23 protein-coding genes are annotated in these 22404 nt (G+C 69.6%); 17 read left to right on the forward strand and 6 right to left on the reverse strand.

The genetic code is table 11. The features are described from left to right. The first annotated feature begins 227 nt into the window (after positions 1-227). The 3 genes from ACFWY5_RS44175 (at position 228) to ACFWY5_RS44185 (ending at position 3536) form a co-directional block, all read left to right on the forward strand. Positions 228-1676: an RNA polymerase sigma factor gene (locus ACFWY5_RS44175; protein WP_379638422.1), complete on the forward strand. Its 1449-nt coding sequence runs from the start codon at positions 228-230 to the stop codon at positions 1674-1676. Between the two features lie 3 nt (positions 1677-1679). Beyond that, positions 1680-2333 (forward strand): hypothetical protein, encoded by a 654-nt coding sequence (locus ACFWY5_RS44180; RefSeq protein WP_379638423.1) that lies wholly within the window; start codon positions 1680-1682, stop codon positions 2331-2333. A gap of 84 nt (positions 2334-2417) precedes the next feature. Further along, positions 2418-3536, forward strand: coding sequence for a C40 family peptidase (locus ACFWY5_RS44185; protein ID WP_379638424.1), 1119 nt, complete (start codon positions 2418-2420; stop codon positions 3534-3536). A 6-nt stretch (positions 3537-3542) separates the two neighbouring features. Here the strand turns inward: ACFWY5_RS44185 and ACFWY5_RS44190 are convergent, their stop codons facing one another. Beyond that, on the reverse strand, positions 3543-4034 hold the full coding sequence (locus ACFWY5_RS44190) for an inorganic diphosphatase (RefSeq protein WP_184971400.1): 492 nt from the start codon (positions 4032-4034) through the stop codon (positions 3543-3545). 113 nt (positions 4035-4147) lie between these two features. Between ACFWY5_RS44190 and dacB the strand changes: the two genes are divergently transcribed. The 13 genes from dacB (at position 4148) to ACFWY5_RS44255 (ending at position 17338) form a co-directional block, all read left to right on the forward strand. Continuing rightward, entirely contained in the window at positions 4148-5524 is a 1377-nt protein-coding gene (gene dacB / locus ACFWY5_RS44195; protein WP_379638425.1) for a D-alanyl-D-alanine carboxypeptidase/D-alanyl-D-alanine-endopeptidase, read from the forward strand. A 46-nt stretch (positions 5525-5570) separates the two neighbouring features. Then, positions 5571-6647 (forward strand): zinc-dependent metalloprotease, encoded by a 1077-nt coding sequence (locus tag ACFWY5_RS44200; RefSeq protein WP_379611969.1) that lies wholly within the window; start codon positions 5571-5573, stop codon positions 6645-6647. 558 nt (positions 6648-7205) lie between these two features. Continuing rightward, entirely contained in the window at positions 7206-8519 is a 1314-nt protein-coding gene (locus ACFWY5_RS44205; protein ID WP_379638426.1) for a hypothetical protein, read from the forward strand. A gap of 72 nt (positions 8520-8591) precedes the next feature. Beyond that, a complete protein-coding gene (locus ACFWY5_RS44210; protein WP_379638427.1) occupies positions 8592-9419 on the forward strand; it encodes a hypothetical protein in 828 nt (275 codons plus the stop codon). 72 nt (positions 9420-9491) lie between these two features. Next, positions 9492-10478: a tRNA lysidine(34) synthetase TilS gene (gene tilS, locus ACFWY5_RS44215; RefSeq protein WP_379638428.1), complete on the forward strand. Its 987-nt coding sequence runs from the start codon at positions 9492-9494 to the stop codon at positions 10476-10478. 11 nt (positions 10479-10489) lie between these two features. Beyond that, positions 10490-11041, forward strand: coding sequence for a hypoxanthine phosphoribosyltransferase (gene hpt / locus ACFWY5_RS44220; protein ID WP_312896704.1), 552 nt, complete (start codon positions 10490-10492; stop codon positions 11039-11041). A gap of 260 nt (positions 11042-11301) precedes the next feature. Continuing rightward, positions 11302-13296, forward strand: a complete 1995-nt coding sequence (gene ftsH, locus ACFWY5_RS44225) for an ATP-dependent zinc metalloprotease FtsH (RefSeq protein WP_379611965.1) — start codon at positions 11302-11304, stop codon at positions 13294-13296. Continuing rightward, entirely contained in the window at positions 13293-13862 is a 570-nt protein-coding gene (folE, locus tag ACFWY5_RS44230; protein ID WP_379611964.1) for a GTP cyclohydrolase I FolE, read from the forward strand. The genes ftsH and folE overlap by 4 nt, the downstream gene beginning before the upstream one ends. A 922-nt stretch (positions 13863-14784) precedes the next feature. Next, a complete protein-coding gene (gene folP, locus ACFWY5_RS44235) occupies positions 14785-15585 on the forward strand; it encodes a dihydropteroate synthase (protein ID WP_379612000.1) in 801 nt (266 codons plus the stop codon). Continuing rightward, positions 15582-16025, forward strand: a complete 444-nt coding sequence (locus ACFWY5_RS44240; RefSeq protein ID WP_184971388.1) for a nuclear transport factor 2 family protein — start codon at positions 15582-15584, stop codon at positions 16023-16025. The genes folP and ACFWY5_RS44240 overlap by 4 nt, the downstream gene beginning before the upstream one ends. After that, positions 15997-16380, forward strand: a complete 384-nt coding sequence (gene folB, locus ACFWY5_RS44245) for a dihydroneopterin aldolase (protein WP_379638429.1) — start codon at positions 15997-15999, stop codon at positions 16378-16380. Before ACFWY5_RS44240 ends, folB begins: the two co-directional genes overlap by 29 nt. Beyond that, positions 16377-16880, forward strand: a complete 504-nt coding sequence (gene folK / locus ACFWY5_RS44250; RefSeq protein ID WP_379611961.1) for a 2-amino-4-hydroxy-6-hydroxymethyldihydropteridine diphosphokinase — start codon at positions 16377-16379, stop codon at positions 16878-16880. The genes folB and folK overlap by 4 nt, the downstream gene beginning before the upstream one ends. Next, positions 16877-17338 (forward strand): DUF3180 domain-containing protein, encoded by a 462-nt coding sequence (locus tag ACFWY5_RS44255; RefSeq protein WP_379611960.1) that lies wholly within the window; start codon positions 16877-16879, stop codon positions 17336-17338. The genes folK and ACFWY5_RS44255 overlap by 4 nt, the downstream gene beginning before the upstream one ends. Here ACFWY5_RS44255 and ACFWY5_RS44260 read toward each other — a convergent pair. Genes ACFWY5_RS44260 through ACFWY5_RS44275 form a run of 4 tightly spaced genes read right to left on the reverse strand, consistent with a single transcriptional unit; the run spans position 17323 to position 20089 of the window. After that, positions 17323-17640: a type II toxin-antitoxin system PemK/MazF family toxin gene (locus ACFWY5_RS44260; protein ID WP_379638430.1), complete on the reverse strand. Its 318-nt coding sequence runs from the start codon at positions 17638-17640 to the stop codon at positions 17323-17325. The genes ACFWY5_RS44255 and ACFWY5_RS44260 overlap by 16 nt on opposite strands. Further along, the gene (locus ACFWY5_RS44265) at positions 17637-17834 is read right to left on the reverse strand and encodes a hypothetical protein (protein WP_379638431.1); all 198 of its coding nucleotides are present in this window, start codon (positions 17832-17834) and stop codon (positions 17637-17639) included. Before ACFWY5_RS44265 ends, ACFWY5_RS44260 begins: the two co-directional genes overlap by 4 nt. A gap of 21 nt (positions 17835-17855) precedes the next feature. After that, positions 17856-18947 (reverse strand): acyltransferase, encoded by a 1092-nt coding sequence (locus tag ACFWY5_RS44270; protein WP_379638432.1) that lies wholly within the window; start codon positions 18945-18947, stop codon positions 17856-17858. Further along, on the reverse strand, positions 18944-20089 hold the full coding sequence (locus tag ACFWY5_RS44275) for an NADH-quinone oxidoreductase subunit D (RefSeq protein WP_379611957.1): 1146 nt from the start codon (positions 20087-20089) through the stop codon (positions 18944-18946). Before ACFWY5_RS44275 ends, ACFWY5_RS44270 begins: the two co-directional genes overlap by 4 nt. 159 nt (positions 20090-20248) lie before the next feature. On the opposite strand from ACFWY5_RS44275, the gene ACFWY5_RS44280 reads away from it, so the two are divergent. Further along, complete coding sequence (locus ACFWY5_RS44280) at positions 20249-20995, forward strand: DoxX family membrane protein (RefSeq protein WP_379638433.1); 747 nt, start codon at positions 20249-20251, stop codon at positions 20993-20995. Positions 20996-21060: 65 nt separating this feature from the next. Here ACFWY5_RS44280 and ACFWY5_RS44285 read toward each other — a convergent pair whose 3' ends face one another. Continuing rightward, positions 21061-22374 carry an aminotransferase class V-fold PLP-dependent enzyme gene (locus ACFWY5_RS44285; protein WP_379638434.1) on the reverse strand — a complete coding sequence of 438 codons (1314 nt, stop codon included), beginning with the start codon at positions 22372-22374 and terminating at the stop codon, positions 21061-21063. Between the last annotated feature and the right edge of the window lie 30 nt (positions 22375-22404).

Consider the following 22404-nt stretch of genomic DNA (forward strand, 5'->3'; position numbering starts at 1 on the left):
GGGGGGGGTGCCGTTCAACCGGGTATTGCCCACCACCGTGCCTTTCGCGTTTCCCGGGGGGGTACCCGGGCGCCCCGGCCACCACCACAAGGTTTTACGCGCCGCGCCCACGGGCGCGGCGCTTTCGCAACAATTCCTTTTTATTCGGACTTTTTATCGGCGGGCCATTCTGTCATTAGCGCTGAATCGGTAGAACTACTAGTTACCAATCCATTACCTTAAGCAACATGACTGACCGCGTCCTGGTCGAGGCTCTCCGCGCTGACGACCCGGGTGCTCTGGCTGCGCTCTACGACACGTATGCCGAGGGCATCTACCAATACTGCTGGTCCCTCCTCCAAAGCTCCGACAGCGCCCAGGTGGCGCTGCGCGACACGCTCATCGCCGCGGAGGCCCACATCGGCGCGCTGGCCGAGCCGGAGCGCCTGCGCCCCTGGCTCTACGCGCTGGCCCGCGGCGAATGCGCCCGCCGCCGCCTGGCGGCGCCCCAAGACGCGCCGACGCCGACCGAGGCCCCGGAACCGGACGACCCTGAGGACGCCGACCTGCGGGTCATGGCATGGAACGCGGCGCAGGGCCTGCCGGCCGGCGACCGCGAACTGCTGGAGCTGAGCACCCGCCACGGCCTGGCCACCCTCGACCTGGCCGCCGTCCTCGGCGCCTCGCCGCGCCAGGTCGAGACCGCCGAGGAGGAGGCCCGCGAGCGCCTGCGCGACGCGATCACCGCCGAGTTCCTGGCCAGGAAGGGCCCCTACGACTGCCCGCGCCGCGCCGACATCCTCGCCGGCTTCTCCGGCGAGCTCACCGCCGAGATGCGCAGGCACCTCGTCCGGCACGTGTCCCACTGCGACCTGTGCGCCCCGCACCGCAACCGGCAGATCGCGGCCGCCAAGGTGTTCGAGCTGCTCCCGGTGGTCAGCCTGCCGGGTTCGCTGCGGGTCCGGGTGATGAGCTGCTTCATCGACCCGGAACTCCTGCCGTACCGCCGCTACGTCGCCAGGCGCTCGGCCGCCCTGGACGCCGCCGGCTTTCCCGGCCCAGGGCAGAAGAAGGCTCGCAAGTGGCCTCAGGCGCTGGCTGGCGCGCTGGCGGCCGTAGCCACGGTGATCGCGATCGGCGTCGTCTTCCACCAGTTCGGCACCGAGACCGGCGGCCTGTCCGGCCTCGCCACCGGCGCCTTCCCCGCCACCGGCGAGCCGCCCGGCATCAGACTGCCCTGGGCGCCAGACCCGCAGGACACCGCCATCCAGGTCGAACCGATCCCCGACAGCACCGCCACCCGCCCCGTCGGCGTCCTGGCCGCCACCGATCCGTCCGCGGTCACGCCGCCCGCCACCGACCCCGCCGCCGGCCCCACCACCGCACCGCCCACCCGCGCGCCCTCCTCGCCCGCACCGGCCACCACCCCGCCCGCCTCCCCACCGGCCGCTCCCGACCCGGGCGAGCCCGGTGACCCCGGCGGCGTACCGGGAGCAGGCAAGCCCACCAGAGACCCGCAGGGCCGCCCCACCCGCACGCCCTGCCCCACCACCCCCGCGCCGACGGCCACCCCGACGCACAAGCCCACCAGGACCCCCACCCCGTCGGCGACGCCCACGCGGACTCCCACCCAGACCCCCACGCCCACGCCGCCCGTGGAGACCCCCACCGCCGCCCCCGACCCGACGGCGAGCTGAGCGATGGAGGCATTCGAGCTGCGCCACGACTCGCACCTCGGCTGCCGCGTCTGCCCGCTGACCGTCCGCGACGAACTCGCCGCGATGGTGCACAGAAGCCACTGCGTCGCCTGGCCCACCTGGCTCGACCCGGGCCCCCGCATGCTGCGCGACCTGCTCGAACTGTGCCGGTTGCGGACCGCGCGGGGCCTGGCCGTCCTGTCCTGGCTCGCCGGTGGCGAGCCGCCCGCCGAGCTCGACTGGCTGTGGACCTCCCGCCGCCTCACCGGCACCCGCCAGGAGCGCATGTACGGCGCCGCCGCCACCCTGCCCGACCCCGTGCTGGGCCTCGTGCTGGCCAACTGGACCTGGGCCCTGGACACCACTCACGGCGGCCGGGTCACCGCCCCCTATCTCGCCGGAACCGCCTACCCCGGCGACGGCCACCTCGCCGCGGCCGCCACGATGACGCTTTTCCAGACCTACGACCGCCACCAGGAGTCGCGCCCGGCCATCGCCGCCGCCTGGGCCGCCGCCCGGGTCAGCGCCGACTGGTGCAAAGCCGCCGAACTTCACGCTGCGTATGGAAGCCAGACACCTGTCTTCACCTATCCCCGTGGGGCGAAACCTCCCTCTATCGGCGTCCGTCCCTGGATAGAACGCCTGTTTCGCCTGTGATGATTACGTTGCGTGTGTTTCATGTGTGCGGTGAGTGACGAACGGGCACTGAGTGCATAGAGTGACCGAGAGCGAGGGGGATCTATGCACTCCGTCAGAGCCGGACTCCTGGTCGCCTGCCTGATCGCCATCCTTTGCCCGCCCGCCTACGCGGAACCGCGGCCTTCTGCCGACGACGTGACCGAGGCGCGCGACGCCGTACGGGACAAGAACAAGGCGCTGGGGGCGGCGGCCGCGAAGCTCGCGGCCGCGCAGAGCAGGCTCGACGAGCTCGGCGCGGCCGCCGAACGGCTGGTCGAGGCCTACAACGGGGAACAGGTCAAGCTCGCGGCGGCCAAGGTCGCCGCGCAGGCGGCACGTACGCGGCTGCTGGACGCCGAGACGATGGCCGAGGCGGCCAGGGCGGACGTGGCGGCGATCGCCGCGCAGGCCTACGGCGGGTTCGACCTCGCGCGGCCGATGCTGACCATGATCGCGGACGGCGGCGACGGCTTCCTGCACCGGGCCTCGGTGCTGGAGCAGATGGGCGGCGAGCGCACGCTCGTCCTCGACCGCATGCGGGCCGCGGAACGCGTGGCCGAGATCCTGCGCGAACAGGCCGACGACGCCCAGACCGCGCAGCAGGACGCCATGGAGCGCGCCGAGGAGGCCAAGACCGCCGCCGAGGCCGCCGTCGCCGAGCAGACGCGCGAGACCAGGACGCTCCTGGCCACCAAGAAGAAGCTGCAGGACCAGGTCGACTCCGCGCGCAGCCTCGCCGACCGGCTGGCCAGGGAACGCGCCGCCGCGTACGAACGCACGAGCTTCGGCGCCGGGGCGATACCGGTGTCCGGGTCCGGCAACGGGGACATCGCCGCCAACTGGGCGCTCACGCAGCTCGGCAAGCCGTACGTGTGGGCGGCCGACGGGCCGGGCAGTTACGACTGCTCGGGGCTGACCATGCGGGCGTGGGAGCGGGCCGGGGTCCGGATCGACCACTGGACGGGAACCCAGTGGACCTCGGGACCCCACATCCCGCTACGCGAGCTGCGCCGGGGCGACCTGCTGTTCTTCGGCCGGATCACCAGTGATCCCGGCGACATCCACCACGTGGGCATGTACATCGGCCGCGGCCTCATGGTGCACGCCCCGCAGACGGGTGACGTCGTCAGGATCGCCTCCATGTGGCGCCGTGACCTCGTGGGCGCCACCCGCCCCAGATGAGGTCCGTCAGTGGTGGCCCTGGTCCTTCAGGCGCTGGAAGGAGCGCTTGATCTCGACCTCGGCCTCCAGGCGGCCCACCCAGTTGGCGCCCTCCACCGACTTGCCGGGCTCCAGGTCCTTGTAGACCTCGAAGAAGTGCTGGATCTCCAGCCGGTCGAACTCGGGCACGTGGTGGATGTCGCGGATGTGCTCCATCCTGGGGTCGGTGGCGGGGACGCACAGCACCTTGTCGTCGCCGCCCTTCTCGTCGGTCATGCGGAACATGCCGACCGCGCGGCAGGTGATGTAGCAGCCGGGGAACGTCGGCTCCTGCAGCAACACCAGCGCGTCAAGGGGATCGCCGTCCTCACCGAGGGTGTTCTCGATGAAGCCGTAGTCCGCGGGGTACTGCGTGGAGGTGAACAGGAGCCGGTCAAGCCGGATCTTCCCGGTCTCGTGGTCCACTTCGTACTTGTTCCGTTGCCCCTTGGGAATCTCAACGACAACGTCGAACTCCACCGCTGTTCCTCCGCTCAACCCCCCGGGCACCCCCGGCTGGGCGTTAATGTCTCGTAGGCGAACTACAGGAGAGAGGGACAGGCGACGTGGTACGGCGCGAGCGTTGGGTGGCGGTGACCACTCTCGTCCTGCTCCAGGCCACGACGATCGCCACCGGTGTCTACGCGGTGCGGAACGACTTCAGCCTGGCCGCCCTGACGAGGCAGGCCCCGCACCCAGCCGAACAGCCGACCGCGTCTCCTTCCGTCCCGGTGATCACCGCTGGACCAGTGCTGGCCTCGGGTGGAGACGGACCTCTCCCGACTAAGGGTACTTTGACGCAACAGCTCACCGATGCGCTGGGTGACAAAGCGCTGGGGAAACGTGTCGGCGCCGTCGTTCTGGACGCCACGACCGGCCAGCGCGTCTTCGCCTCCAACGCCGACATCGGCATCGTCCCCGCCTCCACCACCAAGATCGTCACCGCGGCGGCCGCGCTGGCCTCGCTCGGCCCGGACACCCGCCTGTCCACGCGCGTCGTCCAGGGCAGGACGCCCGGCTCGATCGTGCTCGTCGGCGGCGGCGACCCCATGCTGTCCGGCCCCGCGGCCAAGCCCAGCACCTACCCGAAACCGGCCTCCCTGGCCGTGCTCGCCGCCCGCACCGCGGCCAAGCTCAAGGAACAGGGCGTCAGGAAGGTCACGCTCGGCTACGACTCCTCCCTCTACACCGGCTCGCCCATCGGCCCCGGCTGGAAGCCCAGCTACATCCCCGACGGCAACGTCGCGCCCGTCCACGCGCTGGCCATCGACGAAGGCCGGCAGAACCCGGCCCGCTCCCAGCCCCGCGTCGCCAACCCGCCGCAGTTCGCCGCCGCCGCCTTCGCCAAGCTCCTTTCCCGGTACGGCGTCGCCGTATCGAAGAGCATCGCCCCCGCCAAGGCCGGCCAGAGCGCCGCGGAACTCGGCAAGGTCGACTCCCCGCCCGTCTACGCGCTGGTCGAGCACGCGCTCACCTTCAGCGACAACGACCTGTCCGAGGCGCTGGCCAGGCAGATCGCGCTGAAGGAAGGGCAACCGGCCTCCTTCGAGGGCGGCGGCAAGGCGGTGCTGGCCGTACTCAAGAGACTGGGGGCCTCGCGCGGCATCCAGGTGTACGACGGCAGCGGCCTGTCCACCAAGAACCGCATCAGCGCCGACGGCCTGGCCAGGCTCGTGGCGCTGGCCGGCTCGCCCAAACATCCCGAACTCCACGCGGTGGCCTCCGGCATGCCGATCGCCGGATTCACCGGCACGCTGGGCAACGGGCGGCGTTTCTCCGGCTCCGACAGCAAGGGACAGGCCGGGCTCGTCCGCGCCAAGACCGGCACGCTCAACAACGTCAACACGCTCGCCGGCCTCGCCACCACCAAGGACGGGCGGCTGGTCACCTTCGCCTTCATGGCCGACCAGGTTCCGCTGTCGGCAGAACCCGTCCTGGACCGGCTTGCCGCCATCGTCGCCCGATCCTGACGCGAGGCCGTCGCGGGTCGGCCTCCGACCACGTACGGTGGTAGGCATGCAGGTGATCGACTGGGATCTGGCCGTATCGACCGGCACGCGCCTGGTGCGCCCCGGGCCGCAGGTAAGCCGTGAGGAGGCCAGGCAGGCGGTCACAGAGCTACGCACTCTCTCCCGCGAGGCCGAGGGCCACGTGCGTGACTTCACCAAAATCCACACCGAGACGCCCCCGCAGCCGGCGACCATCGTCGACCGCCCCGGCTGGATCAGGGCCAACGTCGAGGGCTTCCGCGTCGTGCTGGAGCCGCTGACCGAGCGGATGGGCAACAGCGACAACCCGCCGCCCGCCATCGTCACGGCCGTCGGCTCACGCATCACCGGGGTCGAGGTGGGCGCCGTGCTGGCGTTCCTGGCCTCGCGCGTACTGGGCCAGTACGAACTGTTCCTTCCGCCGGACCCGACCGGCCAGGAGGCAGCGGGCCGGCTGACGCTGGTCGCGCCCAACATCGTGCACGCCGAGCGCGAGATGAACGTGCACCCGCGCGACTTCCGCCTCTGGGTCTGCCTGCACGAGGAGACGCACCGCGTGCAGTTCACGGGCGTACCGTGGCTGCGCGAATACGTGCGCTCGCAGATGACCGAGTTCCTGCTGGCGTCCGACCTCGACCTGCCGACGATCCTGGAACGGCTGCGCACCGCGGCCGACACGGTCGCCGACGTGGTACGCGGCGGAGACGGCAGCCTGATCGACGCCATCCAGTCACCGGCCCAGAAGGAGATCCTCGACCGCCTGACCGCGGTGATGACGCTGGTCGAGGGGCATGGGGACTACGTGATGGACGCGGTGGGGCCGTCCGTGGTCCCGTCGGTGGCCGACATCCGCGCCAAGTTCGCCTCGCGCAGGGAGAGCACGTCCAGACTGGACAAGACGGTGCGGCGGCTGCTGGGCATCGAGCTGAAGATGAAGCAGTATGCGGAGGGCTCGGCCTTCGTTCGCCATGTGGTGGGCAAGGTGGAGATGGACGGCTTCAACAAGGTGTGGACATCACCCGAGACGCTGCCCACCATCGCCGAAATCGCCGACCCGGACGCCTGGATCGCCCGCGTGATCGGCCAACCGGCCCTGGAGTCCTAAGGGCAAGGTGCTTCGCGCGTTTGGCCAGTCGAGCTGAAGCTCGACTCCTGGGGGTCCTCGCTGCGCTCGGGTTGCCTGCTGGGGCCCCACCCCTTGCCCGGCTAAGTGGTAGACACGCTCCTGCCCACCCTGCCGGAGGCGTGGCGGGCCGGGTAGGCGCAGGTGGCCGGGGGTCGTGGGTGGGCTGCCAGCCCGTTGGCCGGTTGGCCCGCTGCGCGGCTGGGTGGTGGCACGCTCCTGCCCAGCCTGCCGGAGGCGTGGGGGACCGGTAGGCGCAGGTGGCCGGGGTCGTGGGTGGGCTGCCAGCCCGTTGGCCGGTTGGCCCGCTGCGCGGCTGGGTGGTGGCACGCTCCTGCCCAGCCTGCCGGAGGCGTGGTGGGCCGGGTAGGCGCAGGTGGCCGGGGTCGTGGGTGGGCTCCCCAGCCCGTTGGGTGGTGGGCGCCGCTCTGGTCCGCCCTGCCCGGGGCCGTGGTGGACCAGGTATGTGTAGAACAGCCGGGCCGTACTCGCAGGAAGCCCGTGAAGTAACTGTCAGTGCCGAGATCCACAATGACGGCCATGTACCAACCGCTCCCACTCGCCCTGCCGGCCAAGCTGGTGAACCTTCACCGCATCGACCTGACCGCGCTCTACTCCAAGGGCTGGGGCGTCGAGGCGTACGACGTGGCGGCCGCGCCCAACGGTGAGGTGTATGCGCTGTACGGGGTCCACCGGCACCTGGACCGCAGGTCGGACGACGTACAGGACCCGGCCGTGGCCGACTTCGCATACCGGATCCTCACCCGCTACTCCGGCACCGGTGACGTGCTGGCCAGTGCCTATTGGCGGAGCCGTTATCTCGACGGTGCCACGGTGGCGGAGGGCGGTGACATGAGTCTCTGTGTCCTGCCGGACGGCACCCTCGCCGTCAGCGCGCTCCCGGACAGAACGACCTTGATCACATCCGACCTGAGCCGGGTGGCGGCCACCTACGCCACAAGGGAATGGCGGAACGCCTTCGACGAGTTCACGCCAGGCGAGTCCTTCGCCACGTCCATCAGCGTCACGCCCTCGGGCCGGCTGCTGTGTACGGTCGCCGAGTTCGGTGTGTGGAAGTACGGCAGCCACCTCACCAACCTCGTCGGTGTGGCGGACGGCGCCCTGACCGCCGCGTCCAAGCCGGTGATCGAGGCGCTCGTCTCGCTCGATCCCCAACCGGATCACCAGCGCGAGATCGACCTGCGCGCGCACGTCTTCTATCAGGGCGCCCCAGTGGGCCTGGCCCACCGGCCCCGGCCCGCGCTGACCGAACAGGTGCCCGACGAGGACCTGTTCGCACCCTGGCGCGACTCCCGCCTCAAGCGGGCCGTGGCGCTGGCCGACGACCTGTTCGTCGTCCCCTGGTACGGCAAGACCTACCGTGGCGGCAGCCGGGGCCGGCCGTTCGTGTTCGCCCTTGTCGATGACCGGGGGAAGATGACCGGGCGCCTCCAAGGCATGGACAACTGGGACGACTCCCCTTTCACCGGCTTCTGCTTCGGCCTGGCCGCCGACGCGTACAGGGGCTTCGCCTTCCACCTCAACCGCTACGGCCTCTACGCCTGGGACAGAACGGGAAACCTGCGCGCCAAGCTGGACACCGGCAGCGGGGCGTTCAAACCGCTGATCCACTTCACCCTCACCGCCTGCTCGCCCGCCGGTGAACTCCTGCTCGTCCACAACAAGCAGCACCTGGTCCTGCGCCTGCCCGTCCCCGACGATCTGAACGACCTGGCGGCCGCCGTCGAGCAGGCCTTGAGCGGGTACGCGCGGCAGCGCACCGTCCTGAAGAAGCGGTGGGCGCCGGTCAACTGGCACTGGACCCAGGCGGACGCCCCTCTTCAACACTTCTGAGGGGGATCGGTTGACAGTTGATCTCGCATGCACAAGATGGTTCGTCCCTCCGGCCAACTCCAGGAGAGCGTGATGAAGCGAGCCGTCGTGGGCCTACTCCTGGCTCAGTTGGTCGCCGTCCCCGCGCAGGCGGCGCCCGGGACCGACCCGGTGACGGCGCTCCGGGCGGCGTTGATCCGCGGCAAGGGGGTGAACGTCGAGCTCGCCGCGAAGGTGGATCACGGCCAGGGCCTGCGGTACACCTTGAATCTGGAGGGCACGGCCGGGTTCGGGCCGGAAGGTGAGATCGCCTCCGATACGTCCCAGCAGATGCGGTACAGCAAGGCGGCGGTCCGAGGTCTGAAGGAATTCGGCCTGGTAGAGGAGGCCGCCCTGGAAGAGGCGCCGCTGCGGGTGATCTCGTCCCGCTACGTCGACTACGTCGCGGGCCCTCGATTCGCCGATGTGCTGCCGGAGGGCACCCACTGGGTGCGTTACCGGCATACCGATCTGCCTTCCACGAACCCGCTGCTGGAGGTTCTGGAGCCCGCCACGCTCAAGGCGCTGCTGGCCCACCGCACGTCCTGGCGGGGCGGGGTGGTGAAGGGCACGATCAAGGGCGACAAGCTGGTCAAGGTCTCTGACGCCTTCGCCGCGCGCTTCCGCGGCTATTCCTTCGGCAAGCCCCTCAGCACCATCTCCTACACCCTTCGCCTGAGTACGGCCGGCCTGGTGGAGCGAGCCACGGTCAAGGCGGTCATGCACCACTGGAGGGGTTCCGTGTTCCGCGTCGAGACGGACACCCGCTACTCCGACTGGGGACGGCAGGTCACCGTCGCGCTGCCCCTGGAGAGCGAGGTGCTCGGCCAGGACCAGCTCAAGGGCAAGGTGCCCGAGCAGGTGCCCGGCGCCTGGAACTAGCCCCAAGGCGATCGGGCCGACCCGCCGGTATCTGCGGCAGAAGACCGCCCGGCGCCGGGGACAATGGGCGGTATGGGGCCGCATCCAGCCGTAGCCGACGTCCGGCGAGCCGTCAGAGAGGTCCTGGGTGATCTGCCCCAGGGCGACCTGGTGCTGGCCGCGTGCAGTGGCGGCGCCGACTCCCTGGCCCTGGCCGCGGCACTCGCCTTCGTGGCGCCCAGGATGGGCCTGCGGGCAGGACTGGTGACGGTGGATCACGGCCTGCAGCAGGGCTCGGCGGAGCGGGCGGCCGGTTTGGCCGCGCTGCCGCTGGGGCTGGAGCCCGCGGAGGTGCTGACGGCGAAGGTGGGTACCGAGGGCGGACCGGAGGCGGCGGCGAGGGACGCCCGGTACAAGGCGCTCAAGGAGGCGGCGGCGAGGCTGAGCGCGGTGGTGGTCCTGCTGGGTCACACGAGGGACGACCAGGCGGAGACCGTACTGCTGGGGCTGGCGCGGGGCAGCGGGCTGCGGTCGTTGTCGGGGATGGCGAAGGTTCAGGGGATCTATCGGCGGCCGTTCCTGGAGCTGGGGCGGAGTACGACGGTGGCCGCCTGCGCGCAACTGGGCCTGGAGCCTTGGGAGGACCCGCACAACGAGGAACACCGGTTCACGCGGGTACGGGTGCGCAGGGCGGTGCTGCCGGTGCTGGAGGGCGAGCTGGGGCCCGGAGTGGCTCAGGCGCTGGCGCGGACGGCCAAGCTGGCCCGTGACGATGCCGACGCGCTTCATGAATGGGCGGAAAAGGCGTTCGAGGATTGCGCTCTAAGCGATATCCCGGGGATGGTGACGCTGGCCGTACCGGCGCTGGAGGATCTTCCCGGCGCGGTCCGGCGGCGGGTGATCAAACGGGCGGCGATCGACGCCGGGGTGCCTTCCGGGGCCTTGTCGGCCGTCCACGTGCACGCTGTCGAGCGGCTGGTCACCGAGTGGCGGGGGCAGAAAGGCGTTGACCTGCCCGGGGGTCTGACCGCCGTGCGGCGGTATGGGACGCTGATACTCGCCATCAGACCCATCCCGTAAGGAACTCGCAGGTGGACGCTGCCGACATGGGCCACGACCTCGAGAAGGTCCTCATCCCCGAGGACGAACTCCAGGCGAAGATCAAAGAGCTTGCCGGCCGGATCGACGAAGACTACGCGGGCCAGGAACTGCTGCTCGTGGGCGTGCTGAAAGGGGCGGTCATGGTCATGGCCGACCTGGCCAGGGCCTTGCACACCTCGGTGCAGATGGACTGGATGGCGGTGTCCTCCTACGGCGCCGGCACCAAGTCGTCGGGTGTGGTCCGGGTGCTGAAGGACCTGGACAACGACATCATGGGCCGCCACGTGCTGATCGTCGAGGACATCATCGACTCCGGCCTGACCCTCCACTGGCTGCTGGAGAACCTGAAATCGCGCAACCCGGCCTCGCTGGAGATCTGTGCCGCACTGCGCAAGCCGGACGCGGTGAAGGTGCCGATTGATGTGAAGTATGTCGGTTTCGACATCCCGAACGAGTTCGTCATCGGCTACGGGCTGGACTACGCGGAGAAGTACCGCAACCTGCCGTTCATCGGCACGTTGGCTCCGCATGTCTACACGTAACTGTCTGTGCGGCATTTCCGACATTGCACGCAGGGACCGGGAACATCGCTCTACCTGACGTACGTTGGTAGGGCAAGGCCGGTCTAGCGGGCGGTGCCACCGCGCGTTGTCCGGTGTACCTTCTGACGACGGGAGGGTGACCACGTGGTCCCCTTCGGGTAGTCAGTAGTCGCGGTGTCGGATGCCGCGGCCCCGGGCCCTGCCCGGGGTTTCCAGGCCATGGTCAGGAAGGGACGGGCCCGCAAGGGGTTCCGCATCGGATGGATCTCAAGCGATTTACACGTGGGCCACTGCTGTGGATCCTGGGCATCGTCGTGCTGCTCCTGCTCGTCACCCAGCTGTGGAGCGGTGGTGGCAACTTCAAGCAGGCCGACACGTCCACGGTCCTCGAGCAGATCCGCACCGGCAACGTCAGCAACGCGAAGATTGTTGACAAGGACCAGCGGATCGAGCTGACCCTCCACAACAAGATCACCGTCAAGTCGGGCGACGCCCCGACCAACATGATCCAGTCTGACTGGGTCACCGGCTACGGCCCGACGCTCACCGAAGAGCTGAACAAGCAGGTGGGCGCCGGAAAGACCAAGAGCTTCACCACCGAGGTGCCGCAGGAGAACTTCCTCGTCGGCCTCCTGGTGAGCTTCCTGCCGATCGTCATCATCGTGCTGATCTTCCTGTTCATCATGAACCAGATGCAGGGCGGCGGCTCCCGGGTGATGAGCTTCGGCAAGTCGAAGGCCAAGCTGATCACCAAGGACACCCCCAAGACGACGTTCGCCGACGTCGCGGGCGCCGACGAGGCCATCGAGGAGCTCCAGGAGATCAAGGAGTTCCTGCAGGCCCCGGCCAAGTTCCAGGCGATCGGCGCGAAGATCCCGAAGGGCGTGCTCCTGTACGGCCCGCCCGGCACCGGCAAGACCCTGCTGGCCCGTGCGGTGGCCGGTGAGGCCGGAGTGCCCTTCTACTCGATCTCCGGTTCCGACTTCGTCGAGATGTTCGTCGGCGTCGGCGCGTCCCGCGTGCGCGACCTGTTCGAGCAGGCGAAGGCCAACGCCCCGGCGATCATCTTCATCGACGAGATCGACGCCGTCGGCCGCCACCGCGGCGCCGGTCTGGGCGGCGGTCACGACGAGCGCGAGCAGACGCTGAACCAGTTGCTCGTCGAGATGGACGGCTTCGACGTCAAGGGCGGCGTGATCCTCATCGCCGCGACGAACCGGCCCGACATCCTCGACCCGGCGCTCCTGCGCCCCGGCCGTTTCGACCGGCAGGTCACCGTCGACCGTCCCGACCTGGAGGGCCGCAAGGGCATCCTCAAGGTCCACGGCCGCGGCAAGCCGTTCGCGCCGGAGGTCGACCTGGACGTCATCGCCCGCCGTACCCCCGGATTCACCGGTGCGGACCTCGCGAACGTGATCAACGAGGCGGCGCTGCTCACCGCGCGCGGCGACCAGAAGCTGATCTCGATGGACACCCTTGAGGAGGCCATCGACCGCGTCATGGCAGGACCCGAGCGCAAGACGCGGGTCATGTCCGACAAGGAGAAGAAGATGATCGCCTACCACGAGGGCGGTCACGCGCTCGTGGCGCACGCGTTGCCCAACAGCGACCCCGTGCACAAGATCACGATCCTCTCCCGCGGCCGCGCGCTCGGCTACACGATGACGCTGCCGATGGAGGACAAGTTCCTCGCCACCCGCTCGGAGATGATGGACCAGCTCGCGATGCTGCTCGGCGGCCGCGCGGCGGAGGAGCTCGTCTTCCACGAGCCCACCACCGGCGCCTCCAACGACATCGAGAAGGCCACCGCCGTGGCCCGCCGCATGGTCACCGAGTACGGCATGAGCGAGCAGCTCGGGGCACGCAAGTTCGGCAGCGGTCAGGCCGAGGTGTTCCTGGGCCGCGAGATGGGCCACGAGCGCGACTACTCCGAGAAGATCGCCTCCACGATCGACGAGGAAGTCCGCCGGATGATCGAGACGGCGCACGACCAGGCGTGGGACATCCTGGTCGAGTACCGCGAGGTGCTCGACAACCTGGTGCTCGAACTCATGGAGAAGGAGACACTCTCCCGCCAGCAGGTGGTGGAGATCTTCTCGTCCGTGGTCGTCAAGGAGCACCGCCCGTCCTACGCGGGCTACGGCAAGCGGCTCCCGTCGGACCTGCCGCCCATCCTGACGCCGAAGGAGCAGTCGGCCAACGGCTCGCTCACCGCGGGGCACCAAGACGCCCTGCCGTCCGGGGACAGTGCGTGAACGTAGATCAACCAAGGATCGAGAAGGCCGTCCGGGAGATCCTCATCGCCATCGGTGAGGACCCCGACCGTGACGGCCTCCTCGACACCCCCTCCCGGGTCGCCCGTGCGTACGCGGAACAGTTCTCCGGCCTGCGCCAGCAGCCGGAGGACGTCCTCACCAAGGTCTTCGACGTCGACCACGACGAGATGATCCTCGTGCGCGACATCGAGGTGTACTCCACCTGCGAACACCACCTCGTCCCCTTCCACGGCGTGGCCCACGTCGGCTACATCCCCAACGAAAAAGGCCAGGTCACCGGCCTGTCCAAGCTGGCCCGCCTGGTCGACGTCTACGCCCGCCGCCCGCAGGTCCAGGAACGCATGACCTCCCAGATCGCCGACGCGCTGATGCGCGTACTGGAGCCGCGCGGCGTCATCGTGGTGATCGAGGCCGAACACCTGTGCATGACGATGCGGGGCGTGCGCAAGCCAGGCGCCAAAACCCTCACCAGCGCGGTCCGCGGCGACTTCCGCACCAGCGACAAAACCCGCGCCGAGGCGATGAGCCTGATAATCGGCCGCTAGCGGCTCTTCCAACAAGCAAAATCATGCCTTGCGCTTACGGCCAGCCCAGGTAACCCCACCCGCCGCACCCATAGCGCGCTTGCGGTGGGTGCACCACGCTTTGGGGTTACGGCAAGCCCAGGCAACCCCACCCGCCGCACCCCTTCCCGCCCTTCCAGGGAAACGCTCGTCCACCTCACGGGTGTCCCGCCGTTACGTCCGCCCGGTTGGCCGGGCACGCGACCCCACCCCGGCCACCGCACATCGGCGCCGACCCCGCCGGTGCCGCCTCCCGCCGCACCGGCGCCTCGGGAGTACCTCCCCGCTACCGCCCGGCCCCACCGCCCCACCCACATGGTGTGTTTGCCTGCGTGGTGTGTGGTTTCCTTCCACGCTATGCGGCTGGATGCGCGCGAGCGGGGGAGGGACTCCCCGAGGCGCCGCGGCGGCGGGGAGTGGTGCGGGCGGGTTCGGCGCCGATGCGCGGTGGCGAGCGCGGGGTCGCGTGCCCGGCCCAGGGGGCGGGCGTCACGGCGAGGTACCTGTGAGGTGGACGACCGTTTCCCTGGAAGGGCGGGAAGGGGTGCGGCGGGTGGGGGTACCTGGGCTTGCCGTAACCCCAAAGCGTGGTGCACCCACCGCAAGCGCGCTATGGGTGCGGCGGGTGGGGGTACCTGGGCTTGCCGTAACCCCAGAGCGTGGTGCACCCACCGCAAGCGTGATGCACCCACGCTATGGGCGGCGAGCGCGCCATCCTTTGGAGAGTGGGGGCGTTACGCTGGCGGGGCTGTGGTGGATATACACGTGATCCTGCGACGCGCCACTGAGAGTTGAGAGCGGTGGGGAAAGTGCCACCCACGACATCGAGAGCGAACCACCACCGCCTAGGCTTGGGGGCATGATGAGGGTGCCGGGACTGCCTGCCGAGGATCGGTGCCTCGTCATGGGTGTGGTCAACGTCACGCCCGACTCCTTCTCCGACGGCGGGTTGTGGTTCGACGAGGCGGCGGCGATCCGGCACGGGCTTGAGCTTGTGACCGAGGGTGCCGACATCGTCGATGTGGGTGGGGAGTCCACGCGGCCGGGTGCCGCGCGGGTGGGGCTGGATGAAGAGCTGGCCAGGGTGGTGCCGGTGATTCGGGCGCTGGCCGGTGAGGGTGTCGCGGTCAGCGTGGACACCATGCGGGCCGAGGTCGCCAAGGCGGCCGTCGAGGCGGGCGCGCGGCTGGTCAACGACGTGAGCGGCGGGCTGGCCGATCCGGACATGCCGCAGGTCGTGGCCGCCACCGGTGTGCCGTATGTGGTCATGCACTGGCGTGGCCACTCGCACGACATGGACAATCGGGCCGTTTACGAGGACGTGGTCACCGAGGTGGGTGAAGAGCTGGCCAAGCGGGTCGACTACGTGCTGGCCGAGGGCGTTTCCACGGAGCAGGTGGTGCTTGATCCCGGGCTGGGGTTCGCGAAGAACGCCGAGCACAGCTGGGCGGTTCTGGCGGGTATCGAACGGCTGGCGGAGCTGGGGTTCCCGCTGCTGGTCGGGGCGTCGCGCAAACGGTTCCTCGGGCGGCTGCTGGCCGGCGCCGACGGTACGCCGCGGCCGTTCAGCGGGAGCGACGACGCCACTCTGGCGGTGACGGCGCTGGCCGCGCGGGCGGGCGCGTGGTGCGTGCGGGTGCACGAGGTAGGGCCCAACGCGGACGCCGTGCGTGTGGCCGCCGCATGGAAGAGAGCCGAAGGATGAGCGTCGACACCGCGGCCATCGAGACGGTCAACCAGGCCTTCTATACCGCCATAGAGAACGCCGATCTCGACAAGATGACCGAGATCTGGGCCGAGGACACGATCAGCGATCAGGTGAGCTGTGTTCATCCTGGCTGGTCGCTGCTGGCCGGGCGCTCCGAGGTGCTGCGGTCCTGGGCGTTGATCATGGCGAACACCACCTACATCCAGTTCGTGCTCACGGACGTGAGCACCGTCGTGCTGGGCGACGTGGCGGTCCTGACCTGCGTGGAGAACATCCTGACCGCCGGCGAGGAAGGCGAGGCCAGCTTCGCCGCCGGGAAGGTCGTGGCGAGCAACGTCTACATCCGTACGCCGCAGGGCTGGCGGTTGTGGATGCACCACGGCTCACCGGTGCTGCAGGGCGAGGACGATGAGGAAGAGGGCGAGCTTGACCGCTGACCGCATCACGCTGAAGGGCCTGCGCGCCCGTGGCCGCCACGGGGTGCTGCCCGCGGAGCGCGAGCTGGGCCAGGAGTTCGTGGTCGACGCGACGTTGTTCCTCGACACCGCGCCGGCGGCGGCGGGCGACGACCTCAGGCTGACCGTCCACTACGGCGAGCTGGCCGAGGCGCTGGTCAAGGTCGTCGAGGGCGAGCCGGTCGAGCTGATCGAGACGCTGGCCCAGCGGCTGGCCGACGTCTGCCTGGCTTCCGAGCTGGTGACGCGGGCCGAGGTGAGCGTGCACAAGCCGGCGGCGCCGATCCCGCTGCCCTTCGACGACGTCGTGGTCACGATCGAACGGAGCCGGCCATGAAAGTGGTTCTCGCGCTGGGCAGCAATCTCGGGCAGCGTTTCCAGACGTTGCAGGGCGCGGTCGACACGCTGTTCGACGCGCCGGGGCTGGAGTTCGTGGCCGCCTCGCCGGTGTACGAGACCGATCCGGTGGGCGGGCCGGAGGGGCAGAAGCCGTACCTGAACGCGGTGATCGTCGCGGAGGCGAAGTTGCAGCCGCAGATGCTGCTGGACCGGGCGCAGAGCGTGGAGAACGCCTTCGGCCGGGTGCGGGAGGAGCGGTGGGGCGCCCGCACGCTCGACGTGGACCTGCTCGTGGTCGGCGAGGTGATCAGCGACGACCCCGAGTTGACGCTGCCGCATCCGCGGGCGCACGAGCGGGCGTTCGTGCTGGTGCCGTGGGCTCAGGTGGATCCCGACGGTGAGATTCCCGGGCGGGGGCGGGTGGCCGATCTGCTGGCCGGGCTCGACCGGGCCGGGGTGTGGCTGCGCGAGGACCTGAAGCTGCAGGGGCCGGCTTGAGGCCCACCAAACCCGGCGTGCTCGTCGGGATCGTCGTCGTGCTGGCTCTGCTCACCTGGATTCTGGTGCGGCAGGTCTACTCCGACCTGCCGGTGATTCCGTGGACGGCGATTCCGACCGTGCTGCTGCTGGCCGTCGGAGAGGCGTACAGCGCGTGGATGACGCGGGCGCGCATCGCCCGCAAGCCGGGCACCAAGCCGGTGGAGCCGCTGGCGGTGGCCCGTCTGGCCGCTCTGGCCAAGGCTTCGGCGTACGTGGGGGCGGTGTTCGCCGGGATCTTCGCCGGGTTCTCGCTGCACACCATGTCGATGCTGACCAGGCAGACGCCGCGGGTGGAGTTCTTCGTCGCGACGGGCTCGTTCCTGGCCTTCGTCGTGCTGATCGGCGCCGCCCTCTTCCTCGAACACTCCTGCCGCATCCCCAAGGACCCGGAAGCGGAACGTCAGAGCCCGAGGTAGAGGATCACCGTGTGTTCCACCTCTGCTAGCTCGTCTCGGCCGAGGTAGTAGAGGGGCGGATCCTGGATGAAACTGGTGTCCACTGTGCGGATTTGATCGACAAGAAAGCGAGTGCGTGTCCCCCCGAGCTCGATCTCGGGTCTGAAGAGCGATGCCTGCGCCTTCGTGGAGGTCGGGATGACCGTTGCCACTGTCCAGGACTCTGTCGAAGGACTGAGCACCAATCCGTAGCGGCGCCCGCGTTGTTCGTGCCCACGTTTGGCCTCCCCGAAGTCCACTCGGTAGACCGCGCCGCGGATCACCAGGCGTCCTCTTCGTCCGAGAGGTCTTCGTCGGCCAGTCGCGCCATGTCGGCTTCTGCTTGCCGCAGCCACACGTCCCGGTCGAGCAGGCGAAGTGCACGCCGGATGACGTCGCTTGTAGTCTCACCCTCGCTCATGGCTGCTTTGATGATGCGCTCGTCGTCCGGTGTCGCCCGGAAGCCGATGTTCGTCATGGCTCCAGGATACGGCAGCGTTCAACGATTGTCAGGCGCTTGTTGAACGGTCCGGCGTTTGCGGCCGAACAGGTAGATGACCGGAAGGGTGCAGATCAGGGGCCCGAGGATGGCCAGGGGGCGTTCCAGCCACCACGTGAAGTCCGGGGGGATGGTGCCGCCGAGTGTGCCGAACAACCACCACCCGAGCCCCAGCGCGATCGCCATCCCGGTCGTGTGGAACAGGAACAGCGGCAGCGCGAACCGGTTGATGGTGTCGTTGACCCGCTTCCATCCGGGCTTCTCCAGCACCCGCTCCATGGCCGGGCGCAGCACCTCGACCAGGCCGATCTGGAAGATGAGCAGGGCGACGATGACGAAGGTCGGCGGCGCCATGTTGGACCACTTCTCACCGGGTACGCCGACCATGGACCCCGGGTAGATGCCCGAGTACACCAGCCCGATCAGCATGAACAGGCCGGTCCAGAGCACGCCGATGTCGTAGCGGCGGGGGAGCGCGACCACGCGGTCGTAGAAGAAGCCGGCCTGGTGCGCCAGCCCCCACACGATGATCATGTTGAACCAGCCGGCCCACTCCAGGTGGTAGCGGAACCGGAGTACGTCGACGACCAGCGCCGCGCCGCCCAGCCAGATGAGGGCGAGCACGTCGTATCGCCGGTGCAGCCACAGCGCGACCGGCAGCAGCGCGATCAGCGTCAGGTAGACCCCGATGAACCACAGCGGGCTCAGGACCAGCAGCACGACGCGCCACGTCCAGGGCGGGGCGTCGAACACCGTGGTGGCGACGGTTCCGATGGCGATCCACGCCGCCGACAGCCCGAGCGCGGGCAGCGCGAGCGCCCGCAGCCGCCGCCAGACGAAGGCGCCGATGCCGACGCCGCGCTCGCACGCCCGGTTCCAGGACAGCAGGTGGACGTGCCCGCCGACGTAGAAGAACAGCGGCAGCACCTGCAGCAACCAGGTGAGGATCCACAGCCCGGTGGTGAAGCCGAGCGGGCTGGTCGGCGAGGGCCCGTCCGGCGTCCATTGCAGGATCGTGAACGCCCAATGCCACACCACGACGACGATCAGGCTCAGAGCACGTAGCCAGTCGACGTATTTATCGCGTTTCACTTGTCGATGTCACCCACGACGAAGAACATGGATCCCAAGATCGCCACCATGTCGGCCACCAGGTGCCCCGGCAGGATCTCGCGCAGCACCTGGATGTTGCTGAAGGAGGCGGAGCGCAGCTTCATCCGCCACGGCGTCTTGTCCCCCTTGGAGACCAGGTAGTAGCCGTTGATGCCGAGCGGGTTCTCGGTCCAGGCGTAGGTGTGGCCCTCGGGCACCTTCAGCACCTTGGGCAGGCGCTGGTTGATCGGGCCCGGCGGCAGGGAGCGCAGCTTGTCGACGCAGGCCTCGGCCAGATCGAGGGAGACCTTCACCTGGTCAAGCAGGACCTCGAAGCGGGCGTAGGAGTCGCCCGCGGTCCGCGTGACGACCTTGACCGGCAGCTCGGGGTAGGCCAGGTACGGCTGGTCGCGGCGCAGGTCGATGTCGACACCGGCGGCTCGGGCTATGGGGCCGCTCACGCCGTACTGCATGATCGTGTCGCGGTCGAGGACGCCGACGCCCTTGGTGCGCGCCAGGAAGATGTCGTTGTGCAGGATGAGGCCCTCGATGTCGGGGACCTTGCGGCGGGTCATCGCGACGGTCTCGGCCACGCGGTCCAGCCAGCCGAGCGGCAGTTCTTCCTTGAGCCCGCCGACGCGGTTGAACATGTAGTGCATGCGCCCGCCGGAGATCTCCTCCATGACGGCCTGGATGCGCTCGCGCTCCTCGAAGGCGTAGAAGAGCGGCGTGATCGCGCCCAGCTCCAGCGGGTAGGAGCCGAGGAACATCAGGTGGTTGAGCACCCGGTTGAGCTCGGCCAGCAGCGTACGCGCCCAGACCGCCCTGACCGGGACCTCCATGCCCAGCATGCGCTCGGCGGCCAGCACCACGCCGAGTTCGTTGGCGAACCCGGACAGCCAGTCGTGCCGGTTGGCCAGCATGATGATCTGCCGGTAGTCGCGGACCTCGAACAGTTTCTCCGCGCCCCGGTGCATGTAGCCGATGATGGGCTCGGCGCTGGAGATCCGCTCGCCGTCGAGCGTGAGCCGCAGCCTGAGCACGCCGTGGGTGGAGGGGTGCTGGGGGCCGATGTTGAGGACCATGTCCTCTGTGGCCAGTTCCTTCGCCCCTGCGCCGATCCCGATGATGCGCTCGGTCATTTCCCCATGCTCCCACCGGCCTCGCGCGCGATCTACTGTGCGGTCCTTTCATTCTGTACGGCGCGCCCAGGCGTAACGGGCCGTTCAAGAGACGGTATGGGGAGGAGTCGCAGGTCAGAGGGGTGGGGGACAATTACCACAACGGGGGGAGAAACCACCATGAAGCTAGCTTTCGACCTAGCTGCCCTGATCTCGCGAGTGACCATCGGCGTGATCTTCGTGGCCCACGGGTGGCAGAAATGGCAGAACGGACTGGGACCGACGTCACAGATGTTCACCCAGTCCGGCGTGCCCCAACCCGAGCTCGCGGCCGGTTTCACGACCGTGGCCGAGCTCGTGGGCGGCAGTTTCCTGATCATCGGACTGCTGACCCGCCTGGCCGCGCTGGCCCTGCTGTGCGTCAGCCTGGGCGCGATCATCTTCGTCCACGGTAAGAACGGCATCTTCGTCACCGACATGGGCTGGGAACTCGTCGGCGCGCTGGGCGCGGCCTGCCTGCTCCTGCTGGCCGCCGGGGCAGGCCGGATCAGCGTCGACAGCATCGCCCGCACGATCCTGAGCAGGCGCGCGGCCGACCAGACGCTGCCGGAGTCGACCGGGAGCGGCGCGACGACCACGACCATGCCCACGAACGTCCGCACCGTGCGGGAACCGCGCACCGAAACGGAACCGCCCGCCAACGGGACACAGCCGCCCACCGGGACGCAGCCGCCCGGCACCCGGGCAGAGCAGCCGCCCACGGGGACGCAGGCGCCCGGCAACGGGACGGAGCCGCGCGCCGACGTGCCGCGCCAGCCCACTCCGCCACCCGCCACGAGCAGCGGCGCGGCCCTGAGCGACGACGACATGAAGGCGCTCGACGCGCTGATGTCCGACGACCAGCCGAGGAAGAACCCGCCCGAGTGACGACCAGCCGAGGAAGAACCCGCCCGAGTGACGACCAGCCGAGGAAGAACCCGCCCGAGTGACGCCTAACGGGCGGCGAGGTTGACGGCAGAGAGGTCCCGCAGCGCGGTGATGAGCCGGTCGACGTGCTCGTCGGTGGTGCCGATGCCGATCGAGGCGCGCACCGCGGAGGCCGTCCCGTCCTCACAGCCGCCGTCGGCGGTACCCAGCAGATGCCGCACAAAGGGATGCGCGCAGAACTTGCCGTCGCGCACGCCGATCCCGTACTCGCCGGACAGCGCCTCGGCGACCTCGCGCGCGCTGTAGCCGTCCACGACGAAGGAGACGATGCCCACCCGCGGGTGGTCGGGACCCCACAGCGACAGCTCCCGCACGCCCTCGATCGAGGCCAGGCCGTCGCGCAGCCGCGCGATCAGCCGCTCCTCCTCGATGACCAGCGGCGCCCAGCCGGTCGCGCTCAGCGCGTCGCACGCCGCCGCCAGCGCGATCGCGCCGATCACGTTCGGGGTGCCGGCCTCGTGCCGGGGCTCGGGGTCGTCGTGCCACTCGGTGGACTCCTCGTCCGCGCCGACCGACTTCACCGCCCCGCCACCCTTGAGGTACGGCTCGCCGCTCGCCAGCCAGTCACGGCGCCCGATCAGCACACCGGCGCCGAAGGGCGCGTACAGCTTGTGGCCGGAGAAGACGACGTAGTCCAGGTCCAGGGCGGTCAGGTTGAGCTGGCGGTGCGGGACGAGCTGGGCGGCGTCGACCAGGATGCGGGCGCCGTGCCGGTGGGCGATGTGCGCGAGGGCGGCGATGGGCCACAGCTCGCCGGTGACGTTGGAGGCGGCGGTGACGACGAGCAGCTTGGGGCCGGAGATGGCGGCGAGGGCCTCGTCGGCCTGGCGGACGGCTTCGCCGGGGAAGGCGGGCGGCGCCAGCCGTACCGTCTTGTTCCAGGGGAGCAGCGAGGCGTGGTGCTCGCTGTCGAAGACCACGGTGGTGGTGCCCGCAGGCAGGACGCCGGCCAGCAGGTTCGTGGCGTCGGTGGTGTTGCGGGTGAAGATGACCGCGTCGTCGGGGCGGGCGCCGGCGAAGGCGCGGACGGTGTGGCGGGCCTGCTCGTAGCGGGCGGTGGTGAGCTGGGAGGCGTAGCCGGCGCCGCGGTGCACGCTGGAGTAGGCCGGGAGCGCGGCGGTGACGGCGGCGCTGACCGGCTCCAGACAGGGGGCGCTGGCGGCGTAGTCGAGGTTGGCGTAACCGACCAGCTTGCCGCCCTTGACCGGGACCTCCAGGTCGGCGCCGAGCACGGCCGGGACGGCACGGGCCTCGCCGTGCTGGGGCTGCTGCGACTGGGTCTGGGCGGGGACGGAGCTGAAGATGGTCAGCGTGGACACGGCAAGTCTCCTGGGGTCGTCGGGACCCCT

The sequence above is a fragment of the Nonomuraea sp. NPDC059007 genome (assembly GCF_042740555.1).
GTDB lineage: Bacteria > Actinomycetota > Actinomycetes > Streptosporangiales > Streptosporangiaceae > Nonomuraea.

Bases quoted from the DNA above. Each gene is read 5' to 3' on its own strand.
- ACFWY5_RS44185 (WP_379638424.1), top strand. From the start codon at position 2,418: ATGCACTCCGTCAGAGCCGGACTCCTGGTCGCCTGCCTGATCGCCATC.
- ACFWY5_RS44180 (WP_379638423.1), top strand. From the start codon at position 1,680: ATGGAGGCATTCGAGCTGCGCCACGACTCGCACCTCGGCTGCCGCGTC.
- ACFWY5_RS44275 (WP_379611957.1), bottom strand. From the start codon at position 20,089: ATGACCGAGCGCATCATCGGGATCGGCGCAGGGGCGAAGGAACTGGCC.
- tilS (WP_379638428.1), top strand. From the start codon at position 9,492: ATGGGGCCGCATCCAGCCGTAGCCGACGTCCGGCGAGCCGTCAGAGAG.
- ftsH (WP_379611965.1), top strand. From the start codon at position 11,302: ATGGATCTCAAGCGATTTACACGTGGGCCACTGCTGTGGATCCTGGGC.
- ACFWY5_RS44280 (WP_379638433.1), top strand. From the start codon at position 20,249: ATGAAGCTAGCTTTCGACCTAGCTGCCCTGATCTCGCGAGTGACCATC.
- ACFWY5_RS44210 (WP_379638427.1), top strand. From the start codon at position 8,592: ATGAAGCGAGCCGTCGTGGGCCTACTCCTGGCTCAGTTGGTCGCCGTC.
- ACFWY5_RS44200 (WP_379611969.1), top strand. From the start codon at position 5,571: ATGCAGGTGATCGACTGGGATCTGGCCGTATCGACCGGCACGCGCCTG.
- ACFWY5_RS44175 (WP_379638422.1), top strand. From the start codon at position 228: ATGACTGACCGCGTCCTGGTCGAGGCTCTCCGCGCTGACGACCCGGGT.
- ACFWY5_RS44265 (WP_379638431.1), bottom strand. From the start codon at position 17,834: ATGACGAACATCGGCTTCCGGGCGACACCGGACGACGAGCGCATCATC.
- ACFWY5_RS44205 (WP_379638426.1), top strand. From the start codon at position 7,206: ATGTACCAACCGCTCCCACTCGCCCTGCCGGCCAAGCTGGTGAACCTT.
- ACFWY5_RS44240 (WP_184971388.1), top strand. From the start codon at position 15,582: ATGAGCGTCGACACCGCGGCCATCGAGACGGTCAACCAGGCCTTCTAT.
- folB (WP_379638429.1), top strand. From the start codon at position 15,997: ATGAGGAAGAGGGCGAGCTTGACCGCTGACCGCATCACGCTGAAGGGC.
- folK (WP_379611961.1), top strand. From the start codon at position 16,377: ATGAAAGTGGTTCTCGCGCTGGGCAGCAATCTCGGGCAGCGTTTCCAG.
- folP (WP_379612000.1), top strand. From the start codon at position 14,785: ATGGGTGTGGTCAACGTCACGCCCGACTCCTTCTCCGACGGCGGGTTG.